Raw genomic sequence first — 15032 nt, 5'->3', positions numbered from 1 at the left:
AGGATTCGCCCCGGCCCTCACCGCTGCCCGAGCAGCCCCACGTCGTCTCCGTCGACCTGGTGCGGCACCCCGCGCAGACGGGGCTGGCCGCCGTCGACTACCTGGAGCGCCTGCCCGAGGGCGCCATGGCCCTCGACTTCGAGGGCCGCGTCACGTTCCTCAACACGACAGCGGCCCGTCTCCTCGGACGCGGCGCCGACCCCCGCGTCCGTGCCGTCCTCGGGGACGCCGTCTTCCGCTCGGACGTGCTCGCCACCAGCGGTCTGGACGACCGGACCTCCTCGCACGGCGTCATCCAGCGGGCCCAGGAGCTGATGGCGGACGCGGTCGGAGCCGAGCACACCTTCTTCTCCACCTGCGGCAGTTCCCTGTCCGTGAAGGCGGCCATGCTGTCCGTCGCGGGCCCGCACGAGAAGCTGATCGTCGGACGGGACGCCCACAAGGCCGTGGTCTCCGGCCTCGTCCTCGCCGGTATCCGGCCCATCTGGGTGGAACCCCAGTGGGATCCCGAACGGCATCTGGCCCATCCGCCCTCGGCGGAGGCGTTCCGCGCGGCACTCGCCGAGCATCCGGACGCACGGGGTGTCCTGGTGACGACGCCCACGCCCTACGGCACCTGCTCGGACCTGGCCGGCATCGCCGGCGTGTGCCACGAGCGGGGCGTCCCCCTCGTCGTCGACGAGGCGTGGGGCGCGCACCTGCCGTTCCATCCTGATCTGCCGACCTGGGCGATGGACGCGGGCGCGGACGTCTGCGTCACCTCGGTGCACAAGATGGGCTCCGGTCTGGAGCAGAGCTCCGTCTTCCACCTCCAGGGCGACCTCATCCAGCCGGAGGTGCTGAAGAGCCGAGAGGACCTCCTCGGGACGACCAGCCCCTCGGTACTGCTGTATGCGGCGCTCGACGGGTGGCGCCGCCAGATGGTGCAGCACGGCCGGGGGCTGTACGACGACGCGCTGGGCCTGGCCGGAAGGACCCGCGGACTGATCGCGGAGATCGACGGACTGCACGTGCACGGCCGTGACGACTTCTGCGGCCCCACGGCGGCCTTCGACCTGGATCCCCTCCAGATCGTCATCGACATCACGAGTCTGGGCACGACCGGGTACCGGCTGTCCGACTGGTTGCGCGAGCATCACGCCATCAACCTGCATCTGGCCGACCATCGCCGCATCAGCGCCCAGCTGACCCACGCCGACGGCGAGCGGAGCGCCGCCGCCCTGCTGAGGGCGTTCTCCGACATGGTGGAGCACGCGCCGCAGCTGCGGCCCGCTCCCGGGGTGGAGGTGCCCGATCCGGCACAACTGCGCCTGGAACAGGTACTCCTGCCGCGCGACGCCTACTTCGGGCGCGTGGAGCAGGTGCCCTGGGACAAGGCCGTCGGCAGGATCACCGCCGAGATGCTGACCCCGTACCCGCCGGGCATCCCGGCCGCACTGCCCGGTGAGCGGCTGAACGCCGACGTCGTGCGCTATCTGCGTACCGGGGTGGAGGCCGGGATGGTCGTCCCGGACGCCGCGGACCCGGAGGTCATGTCCCTGCGGGTAGCCGTGGAGGACTGACCGCGCCCGGTCGCTCCGGGCCACCGGAACGCCTCCCGTACGGTCACGGGCGAGACGTCTTCCGTACGGTCACGCGCGAGACGTCTTCCGTACGGCCGGGCGAGACGCCTTCCGTACGATCATGCGGTCACGCCGTCTCCGTACGATCATGCGGTCACGCCGTCTCCGTACGATCATGCGGTCACGCCGTCTCCGTACGATCGTGCGGTCACGCCGTCTCCGCCTTCTCCCGCTCCCGCAGCCGTGACCACGCCTCCTCGCGTATCGCGGAGTCCATGAGGACGTCTGCCGCCGTGCAGGCCAGCGCCTCCGCCGAGGCGAGCATCACCCGCCGGGCGCGTTCCCCGGCCGCTGCCCGAGCGAAATCGGGGGTGTGGTCGGAGCCGTCGGCCCCCATGATCGCGACGAACGGGTGCAGGGCGGGCACGCGGGTGCTGACGTTGCCGATGTCTGACGAGCCCAGGTACACCCCGGCGGTGGGCTGGGTCAGCTCGATCCCGGACCGGGCGATGTGGTCGGTGAACCGTCCCGCCAGGACGTCGTTGGGGCGGAAGTGTTCATAGACCTCGCCCACCTGTGTCACCTCCGCCCGGCTGCCGGTCGCCAGCGCCACGCCCTCGGCACACGAACGCAGTTCGGCCACCAGTCGGTGCAGGGCGCCGGTGGTGCCGCCTCGCAGTCCGAACAGCCCTTCGGCGTAGTCGGGCACGATGTTGGTGGCCTTGCCGCCCTGCGACACGATGCCCTGGACATGGGAGCCGGACGGCAGGCGCCTGCTCAGTACGGCGATCGTGTTGAAGAACTGGATGAGCGCGGCGAGGGCGTCGATGCCCTCGGTGGGGTTGCCGGTGGGATGTGCGGCGCGGCCGTGGAAGCCCACCCGCAGCTGTGCCGACGCCGTCAGCGGCGCCCACGACCAGTCGTAGACCCCGGGGTGGAACATCAGGGCGGCGTCCACGCCGTCGAACACGCCGGCCGCCACCTCGTTCACCTTCCCGCCGCCGCCCTCCTCCGCCGGGGTGCCCACCGCCAGCAGGGTCCCCGGGACCTCCCCGAAGGTGTCGCGCAGCGCGAGGGCCGCGCCCAGACCGGCTCCGGCGATGAGATTGTGGCCGCAGGCGTGACCCAGGCCGGGCAGAGCGTCGTACTCCATCAGAAGCGCCACGCGCGGCCCGTCGCCGTCGCCCGTTCGCGCGACGAACGCGGTCGGCAGCCCGGCCACTCCGTGGTCCACCCGGAACCCGGCGCGCTCCAGTTCCCCGCTCAGCAGGGCCGCCGCCCGGTGTTCCGCCCAGGACGTCTCGGGATCCCTGTGCAGGGCCGTACTCACGTCCCACAGCCGGTCGGCCCGAGCGGCGACGTTCCCCGCGACGGTGGCGTACACGGCTTCGACGGTGTCCTGCACGACGCCTCCTGATAGCTCGCCCACCTGGCTGCCCACTCGTCCGAGCGGGTTCCACGCATGGCGCCACCGATGCCCGGTCCGCCCCGCCGGGTTCGCCTGCCGGGGGCCGACTGTGGGGCCGTACCGTGACGCGGCCGGCGAACGAGACCCGAGACACGGGCGACCGACCGGTGGGGCCCAGCGGCCTGTGGTCGCCCGCCGCCGCCCACCGCCGGGGGCGGGGCCGGGCACGGCGGACGGCGGCAGCAGGGCATGACCGGGCGGACGGCGACAGCAGGGCGTAGGCGCTTCCGCGAGGCGGGATGCGGGAAGCGGCGGCGATACGGCGCCCCGAGTGTGCCGGAGGCGAGCGTGCCGAGGGCCGGCCCGGATGATTACCGGGCCGGCCCTCGTGCGGTCGGTGGTCTACGGGTGGTCAGCAGGTGCGTCCGACGTAGTGGGCGCCGTCGATCTTTCCGGAGGAGCCGAGCCAGGTGCGCCCCGGAGCGACGCAACGCTCGTAGTTGGGACCCCATACCTCCACCTCGATCACGACGCGCGACCCGTCGCCGGTGCAGTGGTTGTAGAAGGCATCGCTTCCGGTCGCGTAGAACCCGCAGGGGTCGGCCGTCGCCGGGGCGGCCGAGACGAATGACCCGGTCACCGCGGCGGTGGCGACGGCGAGGGCGGCAAGGACACGCTTGGTGTTGATCATGGCCTGCTAACGATCTTCACTTCCCGCGGTTACGTCGTTCCCCGGCCTCGGCCGAAACAGGTCCCGTGCCCGGTCAGCGAGCGGCGAGGAGTTCGAGCGTGTCGATCACACGGTTCGAGAAGCCCCACTCGTTGTCGTACCAGGCGACCACCTTGATGTGGCGGCCGTCGACGCGGGTGAGCGCCGAGTCGAAGATCGACGAGGCCGGATTGCCGGTGATGTCGGACGACACGAGCTCGTCGTCCGAGTACTCGAGGACGCCGGCGAGCGGTCCCTGCGCCGCCGCGCGGTAGGCCGCCAGCACGTCCTCGCGCGTCACGTCGCGGGCGACGGTCGTGTTGAGTTCGACGATCGAGCCCACCGGAACCGGCACGCGGATCGAGTCGCCCGACAGCTTGCCTTCGAGGTTCGGCAGCACGAGGCCGATCGCCTTGGCGGCGCCCGTCGTGGTCGGCACGATGTTGACGGCGGCGGCACGGGCACGGCGGGCGTCGCGGTGCGGACCGTCCTGCAGGTTCTGCTCCTGCGTGTAGGCGTGCACCGTCGTCATGAAGCCGTGTTCGATGCCGGCGAGTTCGTCGAGGACCGCGGCGAGGGGGGCCAGCGCGTTGGTCGTGCAGGAGGCGTTCGAGACGATCGTGTGCAGGTCCGGGTTGTACGCGTCGGTGTTGACCCCGAACGCGAGCGTGACGTCGGCGCCGTCCGAGGGTGCGCTGACGAGCACCTTCCTCGCGCCCGCGTCGAGGTGGGCGCGGGCGTCCTTGGCCGAGGTGAAGCGACCGGTCGCCTCCAGGACGATGTCGACACCGAGCTCGCGCCAGGGCAGCTGTGCCGGTTCACGCTCGGCGAGCACCCGAACGCGACGGCCGTCGACGACGAGCGCGTCCTCGTCGGCGGTGACCGGGCGGCCGAGCCGGCCCGCCGTCGAGTCGTAGGCCAGCAGGCGTGCGAGGGTGGCGGGCTTCGTGAGGTCGTTGACGGCGACGAGTTCGAGGTCGCTGTCGCGTTCGAGGAGTGCGCGCAGCACGTTGCGTCCGATGCGGCCGAATCCGTTGATGGCGATGCGAGTCATGAGAGTGTCCCTTCGGTTCGCCACCAGGCTCGCGCGCGGCGTCCGCTCGTGACAGCGGCGGGATCGCCATGGTTCGAAAGGATCGCGCCAGGCGGTGGGGGTGCCGCGCGGCGGCGGACGACCGCTCGGTGGCGGGGACTACTCGCCCCGCGCGAAAGTGCGCCGGTACTCGCTCGGGGTCGTGCCGAGGATGCGCTGGAAGTGCATCCGCAGATTCGCGCCGGTGCCCAGACCCACGTCGGCGGCGATCTGCTCGACGCTCCGCTCCGAACGCTCCAGCAGTTCACGGGCCATGTCGATGCGGGCACGCATCACCCACTGCATCGGCGTGTACCCCGTGTCCTCGACGAAGCGTCGCGAGAACGTGCGCGGGGCCACCGCCGCATGCCGGGCCAGGACGTCGAGGGTGAGGGGTTCACCGAGCCGGTGCAGCGCCCACTCACGGGTGGCGGCGAACCGCTCCCCGAGCGGTTCGGGCACACTGCGCGGTACGTACTGTGCCTGGCCGCCGCTGCGGTAGGGGGCCGCGACCAGACGCCGGGCGGCGTGGTTGGACGCGGCCACCCCGAGTTCCCCGCGCAGGATGTGCAGGCAGAGGTCGATGCCCGAGGCGGCGCCGGCCGACGTCAGCACACTGCCCTCGTCGACGAACAGGACGTTCTCGTCGACCCGGACGAGCGGATGCTTCGCCGCGAGTGCCCGTGTGTAGTGCCAGTGTGTCGTGGCACGCCTGCCGTCGAGCAGGCCCGTGGCGGCGAGCGCGAAGGCGCCCGTCGAGATGGCGGCGAGCCGTGCGCCCCGGTCGTGGGCGGTGACCAGCGCGTCGACGACGGCTCGCGGTGGGTCGTCCCGGTCCGGGAACCGGTAGCCGGGGATGAACACGACGTCGGCCCAGGTGAGCGTGTCCAGGCCGTGGGCGACGTGGTACGACAGGCCGTCGCCGCCCGTCACCAGACCGGGTTCGGCCCCGCACACCCGCACCTCGTACGGCATGCTCGCTCGGGTCGTGAACACCTGGGCGGGGATGCCCACATCGAGCGGCTTCGCACCTTCGAGCACGAGGACGGCGACACGATGCAGGCGGGAGGCTGACACGGGGACAGGGTATGCGGGGTGTGGGTGCCCGCCATGTCCGCTGCGCCGATCGCGATCGCGATCACGAGCGCGGCCGGACTCCGGACCGACGGGCCGTCCCGCGCGGCTCGGCAGGTGCGGCCGTTGTCACGTCCTCACCGGAACCGGTCGCCGGAGCAGGTAGACGCCCGCGGCCGAGACCAGGACGCCCATGCAGACGATGAAGATCAGACCGGCGCCCTCCAGGCCGACCGGGCCGACCAGCACTCCGACCCCGATCACCGGTACCGAGATGCCCGTGTAGGCCACCACGAACAGGGTCGAGATGACCGCCGCGCGCCGGCCCGCGGGAGACGCCTCGGCCACGGCGGACAGGGCCCCGCGGAAGGCCAGCCCCTGCCCGGCGCCGCCCACGACCGCGCTCAGCACGACCAGGGACAGCAGGTCCCACCGGAGCGCGCCGGCGAGCAGCGCCAGCCCCGCGAAGAGGGTCGCGCAGCCCAGGGGCAGCGACCGCCCCACACCGATCCGGCCGACGGCCAGTTGCCCGGCGGTGGAGGCGAAGAAGGCGAGGGCGACGACCAGCCCGCTCACGGCATGGTTGGTCACGTTCAGGGACTGTGCGAGGAAGGCGGGGCTGACCGACGTGAACACGCCGAACAGGGCGAACCCCACGAACGCGGCGATCGCAGCCGGCCCGAACACCGCCCGCACCTGGGTGGGGAGTTGGGGGCGCTGTGGGCGTACGGAGCGCAGCGGCCGCCTCTCTCCCACCGTTTCCGGAAGCCGCAGCAGGACGGCGGCCGAGCAGGCCACCAGGGCGAGGTGCACGGCGAACGGCAGGTACAGCGGCCAGGGGGCGTACTGCGCGAGCACTCCGGCGAGCAGCGGACCACAGCCCAGCCCGCCCATGTTGGCGGCCGTCGCCACGAACGTGGCCCGGGCAGCGCCGCCCGAAGGCGCCAGATCCATCACGTAGGCCGTGGCGGCTCCGGTGAACAGGCCGGCGGACACTCCCGACAGGAGCCGTCCCACGTACAGCCAGCCCAGCCCGGTGGCGCACAGGAAGCAGACGGCGCTCGCCGCCGCGAATCCCAGGCCCCAGAGCAGGGCGGGGCGCCTTCCCACGGTGTCGGAGGCGTTGCCCGTCAGCAGCAGTACACCGATGACGCCGAAGGCGTACACGGCGTACACGACGGTGACCGTCAGCTCGGAGAAGCCGAACTTCTCCTGGTAGAGACCGTAGAGGGGGGTCGGGAGGGTGGTCCCGGCCATGCACACGGCGAACACCGCCCCACTGAGCGAACACAGGCGCCATCCTCGGCGATCACCGTCCATGCCGCAGACGGTATCCCCGCGGACCGTGCCGCTCCGGCCGTTGGCGCCCGGCGAGCCGCCGTGCGCGGGCGGTGTCCTACCGGGCGTTGCCGGTCAGGGCCGCCGGAAGCTGTCGGTGATGCGTTCCCAACGGGAGCGGGTGGCCCCGAAACCGGTTTCGTGTGTCCAGATGTGGGTGCACGACGGGCACTGCAGGTGGAGGAGGCTGCCGGTGTGGGACAGCAGGTAGCGCCAGTGCTCGGAGCACGTGCGCCGCTGTCCGCAGACGGTGCAGCCACGGACGTCGTCGCAGCTGGGGCAGGCCACCCAGGCGCGGCGTCCTATCTCGGCCTGCGGGTCAAGTGGCAGCACGGCCGCTCCCGGTGCCGGGGAGTACGCCGGCCGCGACCAGGTCGTCGTACACGCGCTGCTGCTCCTCGCTCAGGCCCGAGTACAGGAGGCCGTACGCGGCGCTCTCGTCGCGCAGTGCGCCGAGGGGGTCCCAGTCGGGGCCGAGGGCGTCCAGGACGTGGGCGCGGCGGAGCAGCTCGTGCGAGGTGAGGTCGACGGCGAAGTCGGTCAGCGCGGGGGAGACCGGCCGACCCGCCGCCGGACGGCTCCGCGCGTCGGGTTCGTCCGGGTCGCCGGGGGTGGGGGCGTCAGGGTGCATGGGGCCGAACTTAGGTAGGCCTTCCTGACTGAAGCAAGGGAACGTTAGGCACGTCACAGGAGGTGGGCGGCGCCTCGGCCTCGTGGCGCCGATCAGTGCGGGGACCGCCGCGGTGTCGGCGCAAGCCTCGCGTCCACCCGTCACGGCCGCCGGCCCACGCATGAGGGAACGTGTGGAGCGGGTCGACGAGCAGGACGAGGTGCTGGCTGTCGTGGACAGGAGCGAGGCGATCCGTCAAAGGTGGTTGCACCGCATAGCGACGATCGTGTGCCGCGGCAGCGCTGGGCGGATCCTCGTCCGTCGCCGAGGCGTTCGACCGCTGGCAGGCCCTGCGGTAGCGGAGGCAAGCGGGAGGTGGGCCCGCGACAGTCGACACCGTTCACGGCACAGTGGACACATGAACACAGAAGACGGCAACCAGGACAGGCACCTGCTGGCTCAGGGTCGTGTGGCGAGCAGGCTTCCGGCCCAGGACCTGGAACGGGCGCGGCGCTTCTACGCCGAGCGGCTCGGCCTGGAGCCCGTCGACGAACGGCCCGGTGGGCTGCTGTACCGGTGCGGGGGCACGGACTTCGCGCTGTTCCAGTCGACGGGAGCCTCGCCCGGCACCTTCACCCAGATGGGATGGGAGGTCGCCGACCTGGAGGCCGTCGTGGCCGAACTCGAGCGGCGTGGCGTGGTCTTCGAGAAGGTCGAGGTGCCCGGCTTCCGGACACGGGACGGGATCGCGGAGATCGACGGGAACTACCCGAGCAAGGGCGCACGGGGTGAACGCGCCGCCTGGTTCCGTGACAGCGAGGGAAACCTGCTGGGCATCGGCCAGCCGATCGTGTGAGGACGCCGTCGTGCGGGGTGACGCACCTGACCGGGTGACGCATCTGACCGGACCGGTCAGGAATGGAGAAGCGCCCGTCGCCGAGCCGCGGCTAACGTCACTGCCATGCGCATCACGATGCACTCACGCTTCCCCACGCGCGGCGAGCCGGACCGGCCCCGCTCCGAACTCCGTACCGACGTCGTGTACGGCGAGACGGACGACCCGGTGACGAACTCCCGGCGCGACGCCGGCGGCCGCCGGATGGGCGCTGCCGCCGGCTCCGGTCGCGGTGTCCCCGAGCTGTCTCTCGACCGATGAGCGCCGCCCCCCGCTCCCGCGCTCAGCGCCGTCGGGACACGGAGCATCGGCTCAGCCACGACGTCGACGTCTGGGTGGCCAGTGCCTCGGCCGAGGGTGCGCCCCACCTGGTGCCGCTGTCCTTCGACTGGGACGGCGAAGCGCTGCTGATGGCCACGCCGGCGGACAGCCCGACCGGCAGGAACCTGGCCGCGAGCCGGGCCGTTCGGCTGGGACTGGGCGACACCCGCGACGTGTCCATGATCGAGGGTGAGGTCGAGATCCTCGAGATCGACGCGTTGCCGCGGGAGCGAGGTGACCGGTTCGCGGCGCGGACCGGCTTCGACCCGCGCGCACTGGCCACGCCGTACCGGTGGTTCCGTGTCTCCCCGCGCCGCGTCCAGGCCTGGCGCGAGGTGGACGAGCTGCCCGACCGCGAGCTGATGCGCGACGGCCGCTGGCTGGTCTGACGCCCCGAAAGGCGAAGCAGGCCTAGGAGAAGCAGACGTACGCTCGGAGCCGATCGGATCGAGTCAGGCGGTACCGACGGGGACCGCGACGGCGGCCCCGCCCGACAGATGGAGACACGATGAGCATGGCCACGAGGGCGGACCAGCAGTCGTCTGCGCCGCACGCCGCCGACAGCCACGATCTGATCCGTGTGCACGGGGCGCGCGAGAACAACCTCAAGGACGTCAGCGTCGAGATCCCCAAGCGCCGGCTGACCGTGTTCACCGGCGTCTCCGGCTCCGGCAAGAGCTCGCTGGTCTTCGACACGATCGCCGCGGAGTCGCAGCGACTGATCAACGAGACCTACAGCGCCTTCGTGCAGGGCTTCATGCCGACGCTGGCCCGGCCCGAGGTCGACATCCTCGACGGACTGACGACCGTGATCAGCGTCGACCAGCAGCGGATGGGCGGTGACCCCCGCTCCACCGTCGGCACCGCCACCGACGCCAACGCGATGCTGCGCATCCTGTTCAGCCGGCTCGGCACGCCGCACATCGGCCCGCCCAGCGCGTACTCCTTCAACACCGCCTCGGTCCGGGCGAGCGGCGCCATCACGGTCGAGCGCGGCGCCAAGAAGGCGGTGAAGGCGACCTACGAGCGCACCGGCGGCATGTGTCCGCGCTGCGAGGGCCGGGGCACCGTCTCCGACATCGACCTGACGCAGCTCTACGACGACTCCAAGTCCCTCAACGGGGGTGCGCTCACGATCCCCGGCTACAGCATGGACGGCTGGTACGGCCGCATCTTCGCCGGCTGCGGCTTCTTCGACCCGGACAAGCCGATCCGCGAGTACACCAAGAGGCAGCTGCACGACCTCCTCCACAAGGAGCCGACCAAGATCAAGGTCGAGGGCATCAACCTGACGTACGAGGGTCTGATCCCGAAGATCCAGAAGTCGATGCTGTCCAAGGACGTCGAGGCGCTGCAACCGCACGTCCGCGCGTTCGTGGAGCGGGCGACGACGTTCGCCACCTGCCCCGAGTGCGACGGCACCCGGCTCAGCGAGGGGGCCCGGAACTCGAGGATCGGGAAGATCAGCATCGCGGACGCCTGTGCGATGGAGATCAGAGACCTGGCCGCATGGATCCGGGGCCTCGACGAGCCGTCGGTGGCGCCACTGCTCACCGCGCTGCGGGACACCCTCGACTCGTTCGTGGAGATCGGCCTCGGCTACCTCTCGCTCGACCGTCCCTCGGGCACGCTGTCGGGCGGCGAGGCGCAGCGCGTCAAGATGATCCGCCACCTCGGGTCCTCGCTCACCGACGTCACGTACGTCTTCGACGAGCCCACCATCGGGCTGCACCCCCATGACATCCAGCGGATGAACGACCTGCTGCTGCGGCTGCGGGACAAGGGCAACACGGTGCTCGTCGTGGAGCACAAGCCGGAGACGATCGCCATCGCCGACCACGTCGTCGACCTCGGCCCCGGAGCCGGCACGGGGGGCGGCACCGTCTGCTTCGAGGGCACCGTCGAGGAGCTGCGGGTCGCCGGTACCATCACCGGCCGCCACTTCGACGACCGGGCCACTCTCAAGGAAACGGTGCGTAAGCCCACCGGAGCGCTGGAGATCCGCGGCGCGAGCACGCACAACCTGCGGGGCGTCGACGTCGACATCCCGCTCGGCGTGCTGTGCGTGGTCACCGGCGTGGCGGGCTCCGGCAAGAGCTCCCTCGTGCACGGCTCGATCCCGGGCGGCGCGGGCGTGGTCTCGGTCGACCAGGGCGCGATCCGTGGCTCCAGGCGCAGCAACCCGGCGACGTACACCGGACTGCTCGAGCCGATCCGCAAGGCGTTCGCCAAGGCCAACGGCGTGAAGCCGGCGCTGTTCAGTGCCAACTCCGAGGGCGCCTGCCCCACCTGCAACGGCGCGGGCGTCATCTACACCGACCTGGCGATGATGGCCGGCGTCGCCACCACCTGCGAGGACTGCGAGGGCAAGCGGTTCGACGCCTCGGTGCTGGAGTACCACCTCGGTGGCCGCGACATCAGTGAGGTGCTCGCGATGCCGGTGATGGAGGCGGAGAAGTTCTTCGGCGCCGGCGAGGCCCGCACCCCGGCCGCGCACAGGATCCTCGAGCGGCTCGCCGACGTCGGGCTCGGCTACCTGACCCTCGGCCAGCCGCTCACCACGCTGTCCGGCGGCGAGCGGCAGCGGCTCAAGCTGGCCACCCACATGGGAGAGAAGGGCGGCGTCTACGTCCTCGACGAGCCGACCGCCGGCCTGCACCTCGCCGACGTGGAGCAGTTGCTCGGCCTGCTCGACCGGCTTGTCGACTCCGGCAAGTCGGTGATCGTGGTCGAGCACCATCAGGCGGTCATGGCGCATGCCGACTGGATCATCGACCTCGGTCCCGGCGCCGGTCACGACGGCGGCCGTCTCGTCTTCGAGGGCACACCGGCCGACCTCGTCGCCACCGGCTCCACCCTCACCGGCGAACACCTCGCCTCCTACGTCGGCACCTGACCCGGCCCACCGAGATCCCTGCGGCGGGCCGGCTCGACAGCCCGCCGCAGGGATCTCGGTGGGCCACCGCGGGCCACCGCGGGCCACCGCGGGCCACCGCGGGCCACCGCGGGCCACCGCGGGCCACCGCGGGCCACCGCGGGCCACCGCGGGCCACCGCGGGCCACCGCGGGCCACCGCGGGCAGCCGCTAGCCGCCAGCCAGCAGGCAGCAGGCAGTCGGCAGGCTGTGAGACGCGGGTGGCACAACTGCTTCCGTCATGGCGGCTGCCCGCGGCACACCGGCTTCCGGCCTCCCGCCCCCTCCGATGCCGGGCCCGATGCCGGGCCCGATGCCCGGCCCGATGACCGATCCGGCGTCCGGCCCCACGCCCGATCCAGTGTCCGGCTCACCGACCGGCCCAAGGACCGGCCGGGGGCTTCGACACAGCGCTGGGTCAGCACGCACAGGGGCAACAGCACGGCGAAGAACGCGACTTCGAGTACGACGTTGTTCTGACGCCACCGGCCGATCGTGCCGTCGATCACCGCCAGCAGCACCGGATGCACCAGGTAGACCGAGTAGCTGATCGTGCCCAGTCCGGTCAGCCAGTACGGCATCCGGCGGCGACGCAGCGCCCGCCCGGCACCGAAGGTGAGCACGGCCAGCAGAAACGCGGAGATCCAGCCGAGCCGGGTGGAGGAGGCGCCGGCGCCGTACCGGTACGCGCTTCCTACGGCGCAGGCGACCACCACGGCGACCGTGACCGCCGCCGCCCGCCGACTGCTCTGACCGGAGTCGGCCCGGTACACAGCGGTGCCGAGGAACATCACGGCGAGGATCATCAGGCTCTCCCAGACGCGCACCGTGCTGTTGAGAGGGACCAGGACGAGCGCCAGCGACCCGCCCAGAAGGCCCCCGAACACGCGCAGTGCGGGTGACCCGGTGCTCGCACAGCAGACGGCCACCACCATGGCGACCGAGCCGAGCGCGACCAACGGGCCGGTACCGACGGATGTGGAGAGGGCGGACTCCGGCAGCACGCATCCGGCCGTCGCGCTCACGGCGGCGAGCGCGGCCAGAGTGACGGCGACCGCTGCCGAACGCCGATGCAGGCGGACCGTGAAGAGCGCCACGGCCAGCAGGTAGAAGGCCATCTCGTAGGAGAGCGTCCACAGGACACGCAGGAGGCTGGGCGTCCCCAACAGCTCCTGGAGCAAGGTCACATGGGCGACGGCTGCCGTGGCGGCGTCCTGCCCGCCGAACTCCGCGCGCGTCTCCGCGACGCCGACCAGGTCGAGGACGACGACCGAGGTGACGGCGACCGCCCACATCGGGTAGACGCGGAAGGCCCGGCTGATCCAGAAGTCCCGCACGCAGCCCCTGCGCTCGAGCGACGCGGGGATGATGTAGCCGCTCACGAGGAAGAACACCATGACGCCGTACCGGCCGGCATTGAAGTGCGGCGCCAGCGACTGCCGGAACTCCGCCAGGAAGGCGTACGACGAGTGGTCGAACACCACGACGAGTGCCGCGATGCCGCGCAACGCGTCCAGCCAGCCCAACCGGTACGCACCGGCCGACGCGCGGGAGGCGGGTGGTCGTGGCGTCGTGGAGGACAACCGCTCCGACGGAGGGGGAGGGTGAGGGTGAGGGGGGAGTGCGGGTTCCATACGGAGACCGGGTTCTGTGGGGGTGCGGGGTCCGCGGGCGGGTGTGGGGCCTCGCGAACGTCGGTGTGCCGGTCGAACGCGGGGCTCGACCCCGGCCAGGTAGCGGCAGGGCGGAGGGCGTGGCGTCCTGTGCGTCACCCGGTCCGTGTCACCGGGTCAGAGCCGGAGGGCCACCAGCGCGATGTCGTCGGTGTTGCCGGCGGGCGGGAGGAGGTCGGTCAGGAGGTGGTCCGACAGCGCCTCGGGGTCGGCGTGCCGGTGGCGGGTGAGTGAGTCGGCGAGGCGGGCCAGGCCGACGTCGATGTCCTCGGTGCGGCGTTCGACCAGACCGTCGGTGTACAGGACGAGGGTGGCGCCCTCGACGAAGGGCGTACTCGCCTGGGGGCGGGGGATGTGTTCGGGGCGGGCGCCGAGCGGCGGGTCGGTCGCCTGGTCGAGGAAGAGCACGGTGCCGTCGGGGTGCAGCAGCGCGGGGGGCAGATGGCCGGCGCTGCTGTAGGTGAGGGTGTGGCTGCCCCAGTCGATGAAGGTGTTCACCGCGGTGGTCGACTCGGCGCCGTCGACGTAGCGGGCGTAGAGACCGAGGACGTCCAGGGCCTGGGCGGGGCCGTCGGCGACGCGCGCGGCGGCGCTCAGGGCGCTGCGCAGCTGCCCCATGACGCAGGCCGCTCTCAGACCGTGGCCCACGACATCGCCGACCGCGATCGCGATCCGGTCACCTTCGCCGGGCAGGTCGACGAGGTCGTACCAGTCGCCGCAGACGTTGAGCGCGTCGGTGGCGGGCCGGTAGCGGACGGCCACCCGGTGGTGCCCCACGGGGCTGGGGGCGGGGAGCAGCGCTTCTTGCAGGGCCAGGGCGACCTCGCGTTCGCGGGCGTGGGCCAGGCGCAGGCGCTCGTTGACCTCCTGCAGCTCTCGGGAACGGGTGTACAGCTCGGCTTCGAGCACGCGGGCCCGGTTGGTGTCGTTGTCGTGGCCGCCGCGGGCGCGGATGAGTCCGGTGACCTCCTCGACCCGGTGCACGATCGGTGCCACCTGCCCGTCGGGACCGAGGACGGGAGCGTTGACCGGGCTCCAGAAGTGCTCCTGCCAGTGGCCGGGCTGTGCGACGTCCTCGATGTCGTAGCGGAGCAGCGCCATCGTGTCGCGCTCGCCGGTGGCCACCACGCGGAGCATCGACGCCTCGGTCTCCCGCATGCCGGCTGCGGCCTGGTCGTTCGGGTTCTCGGGGAAGGCATCGAAGATGTAGCGGCCCAGCAGCTGCTCGCGGGTGCGCCCGGCCAGCCGCAGGAAGTCGTCGTTGGCGTCGGCGTAGACGAGTTCGGGAGTCAGCAGCGCCACCATGCCGGGCAAGGCCTGGAAGACCGCCGCGTAGTCGATCTGTGGTTCCTTCATGCACTGTCCGCCTCGGCAAGAGCCATCATGGTGTGATTTTCCATGATAGAAGCGCACGTGCCCCGGGACGGACCACTCTGCGTATCGGGGCCCGTCGGAC

14 protein-coding genes are annotated in these 15032 nt (G+C 71.8%); 5 read left to right on the top strand and 9 right to left on the bottom strand.

Annotated elements, in window-relative coordinates; translation table 11 throughout:
* Positions 1 to 125 precede the first annotated feature (125 nt).
* Positions 126 to 1562: an aminotransferase class I/II-fold pyridoxal phosphate-dependent enzyme gene (locus OG985_RS07500; RefSeq protein WP_371674289.1), complete on the top strand. Its 1437-nt coding sequence runs from the start codon at positions 126 to 128 to the stop codon at positions 1560 to 1562.
* A gap of 208 nt (positions 1563 to 1770) precedes the next feature.
* Here the strand turns inward: OG985_RS07500 and OG985_RS07495 are convergent, their stop codons facing one another.
* From OG985_RS07495 to OG985_RS07465, 7 genes are all read right to left on the bottom strand, one after another.
* Positions 1771 to 2967 carry an amidohydrolase gene (locus OG985_RS07495; protein ID WP_371667442.1) on the bottom strand — a complete coding sequence of 399 codons (1197 nt, stop codon included), beginning with the start codon at positions 2965 to 2967 and terminating at the stop codon, positions 1771 to 1773.
* 415 nt (positions 2968 to 3382) lie between these two features.
* Positions 3383 to 3661, bottom strand: coding sequence for a DUF6355 family natural product biosynthesis protein (locus OG985_RS07490; RefSeq protein WP_371667441.1), 279 nt, complete (start codon positions 3659 to 3661; stop codon positions 3383 to 3385).
* A 73-nt stretch (positions 3662 to 3734) separates the two neighbouring features.
* Positions 3735 to 4733, bottom strand: a complete 999-nt coding sequence (gap, locus tag OG985_RS07485) for a type I glyceraldehyde-3-phosphate dehydrogenase (protein WP_371667440.1) — start codon at positions 4731 to 4733, stop codon at positions 3735 to 3737.
* A gap of 138 nt (positions 4734 to 4871) precedes the next feature.
* Positions 4872 to 5828 (bottom strand): GlxA family transcriptional regulator, encoded by a 957-nt coding sequence (locus OG985_RS07480; RefSeq protein ID WP_371667439.1) that lies wholly within the window; start codon positions 5826 to 5828, stop codon positions 4872 to 4874.
* Between the two features lie 126 nt (positions 5829 to 5954).
* Positions 5955 to 7145, bottom strand: coding sequence for an MFS transporter (locus OG985_RS07475; RefSeq protein WP_371667438.1), 1191 nt, complete (start codon positions 7143 to 7145; stop codon positions 5955 to 5957).
* A gap of 93 nt (positions 7146 to 7238) precedes the next feature.
* Positions 7239 to 7496 (bottom strand): hypothetical protein, encoded by a 258-nt coding sequence (locus OG985_RS07470; RefSeq protein ID WP_371667437.1) that lies wholly within the window; start codon positions 7494 to 7496, stop codon positions 7239 to 7241.
* Positions 7483 to 7794, bottom strand: a complete 312-nt coding sequence (locus tag OG985_RS07465; protein WP_371667436.1) for a DUF6400 family protein — start codon at positions 7792 to 7794, stop codon at positions 7483 to 7485. Before OG985_RS07465 ends, OG985_RS07470 begins: the two co-directional genes overlap by 14 nt.
* Before the next feature lie 397 nt (positions 7795 to 8191).
* Between OG985_RS07465 and OG985_RS07460 the strand changes: the two genes are divergently transcribed.
* From OG985_RS07460 to OG985_RS07445, 4 genes are all read left to right on the top strand, one after another.
* Positions 8192 to 8629 carry a VOC family protein gene (locus OG985_RS07460; RefSeq protein WP_371667435.1) on the top strand — a complete coding sequence of 146 codons (438 nt, stop codon included), beginning with the start codon at positions 8192 to 8194 and terminating at the stop codon, positions 8627 to 8629.
* A gap of 105 nt (positions 8630 to 8734) precedes the next feature.
* Positions 8735 to 8929, top strand: coding sequence for a hypothetical protein (locus OG985_RS07455; protein ID WP_371667434.1), 195 nt, complete (start codon positions 8735 to 8737; stop codon positions 8927 to 8929).
* A complete protein-coding gene (locus tag OG985_RS07450) occupies positions 8926 to 9378 on the top strand; it encodes a pyridoxamine 5'-phosphate oxidase family protein (RefSeq protein ID WP_371667433.1) in 453 nt (150 codons plus the stop codon). The genes OG985_RS07455 and OG985_RS07450 overlap by 4 nt, the downstream gene beginning before the upstream one ends.
* A 119-nt stretch (positions 9379 to 9497) precedes the next feature.
* Positions 9498 to 11885 (top strand): ATP-binding cassette domain-containing protein, encoded by a 2388-nt coding sequence (locus tag OG985_RS07445; RefSeq protein WP_371667432.1) that lies wholly within the window; start codon positions 9498 to 9500, stop codon positions 11883 to 11885.
* A gap of 257 nt (positions 11886 to 12142) precedes the next feature.
* On the opposite strand, the gene OG985_RS07440 is transcribed toward OG985_RS07445, so the two are convergent.
* Positions 12143 to 13486 (bottom strand): acyltransferase family protein, encoded by a 1344-nt coding sequence (locus OG985_RS07440; protein WP_371667431.1) that lies wholly within the window; start codon positions 13484 to 13486, stop codon positions 12143 to 12145.
* Positions 13487 to 13693: 207 nt separating this feature from the next.
* Positions 13694 to 14932, bottom strand: a complete 1239-nt coding sequence (locus tag OG985_RS07435) for a PP2C family protein-serine/threonine phosphatase (RefSeq protein ID WP_371667430.1) — start codon at positions 14930 to 14932, stop codon at positions 13694 to 13696.
* Positions 14933 to 15032: the final 100 nt, after the last annotated feature.

This window comes from Streptomyces sp. NBC_00289, from assembly GCF_041435115.1.
Taxonomy (GTDB): domain Bacteria; phylum Actinomycetota; class Actinomycetes; order Streptomycetales; family Streptomycetaceae; genus Streptomyces.
The sequence above is the reverse complement of the archived record's forward strand: the minus strand, read 5'-3'. Positions and strand labels throughout refer to the sequence as shown.

Coding starts and splice junctions, on each gene's coding strand:
- OG985_RS07500 (WP_371674289.1), top strand. CDS start 126: ATGGCCCTCGACTTCGAGGGCCGCGTCACGTTCCTCAACACGACAGCG.
- OG985_RS07490 (WP_371667441.1), bottom strand. CDS start 3,661: ATGATCAACACCAAGCGTGTCCTTGCCGCCCTCGCCGTCGCCACCGCC.
- gap (WP_371667440.1), bottom strand. CDS start 4,733: ATGACTCGCATCGCCATCAACGGATTCGGCCGCATCGGACGCAACGTG.
- OG985_RS07475 (WP_371667438.1), bottom strand. CDS start 7,145: ATGGACGGTGATCGCCGAGGATGGCGCCTGTGTTCGCTCAGTGGGGCG.
- OG985_RS07465 (WP_371667436.1), bottom strand. CDS start 7,794: ATGCACCCTGACGCCCCCACCCCCGGCGACCCGGACGAACCCGACGCG.
- OG985_RS07460 (WP_371667435.1), top strand. CDS start 8,192: ATGAACACAGAAGACGGCAACCAGGACAGGCACCTGCTGGCTCAGGGT.
- OG985_RS07455 (WP_371667434.1), top strand. CDS start 8,735: ATGCGCATCACGATGCACTCACGCTTCCCCACGCGCGGCGAGCCGGAC.
- OG985_RS07450 (WP_371667433.1), top strand. CDS start 8,926: ATGAGCGCCGCCCCCCGCTCCCGCGCTCAGCGCCGTCGGGACACGGAG.
- OG985_RS07445 (WP_371667432.1), top strand. CDS start 9,498: ATGAGCATGGCCACGAGGGCGGACCAGCAGTCGTCTGCGCCGCACGCC.
- OG985_RS07435 (WP_371667430.1), bottom strand. CDS start 14,932: ATGAAGGAACCACAGATCGACTACGCGGCGGTCTTCCAGGCCTTGCCC.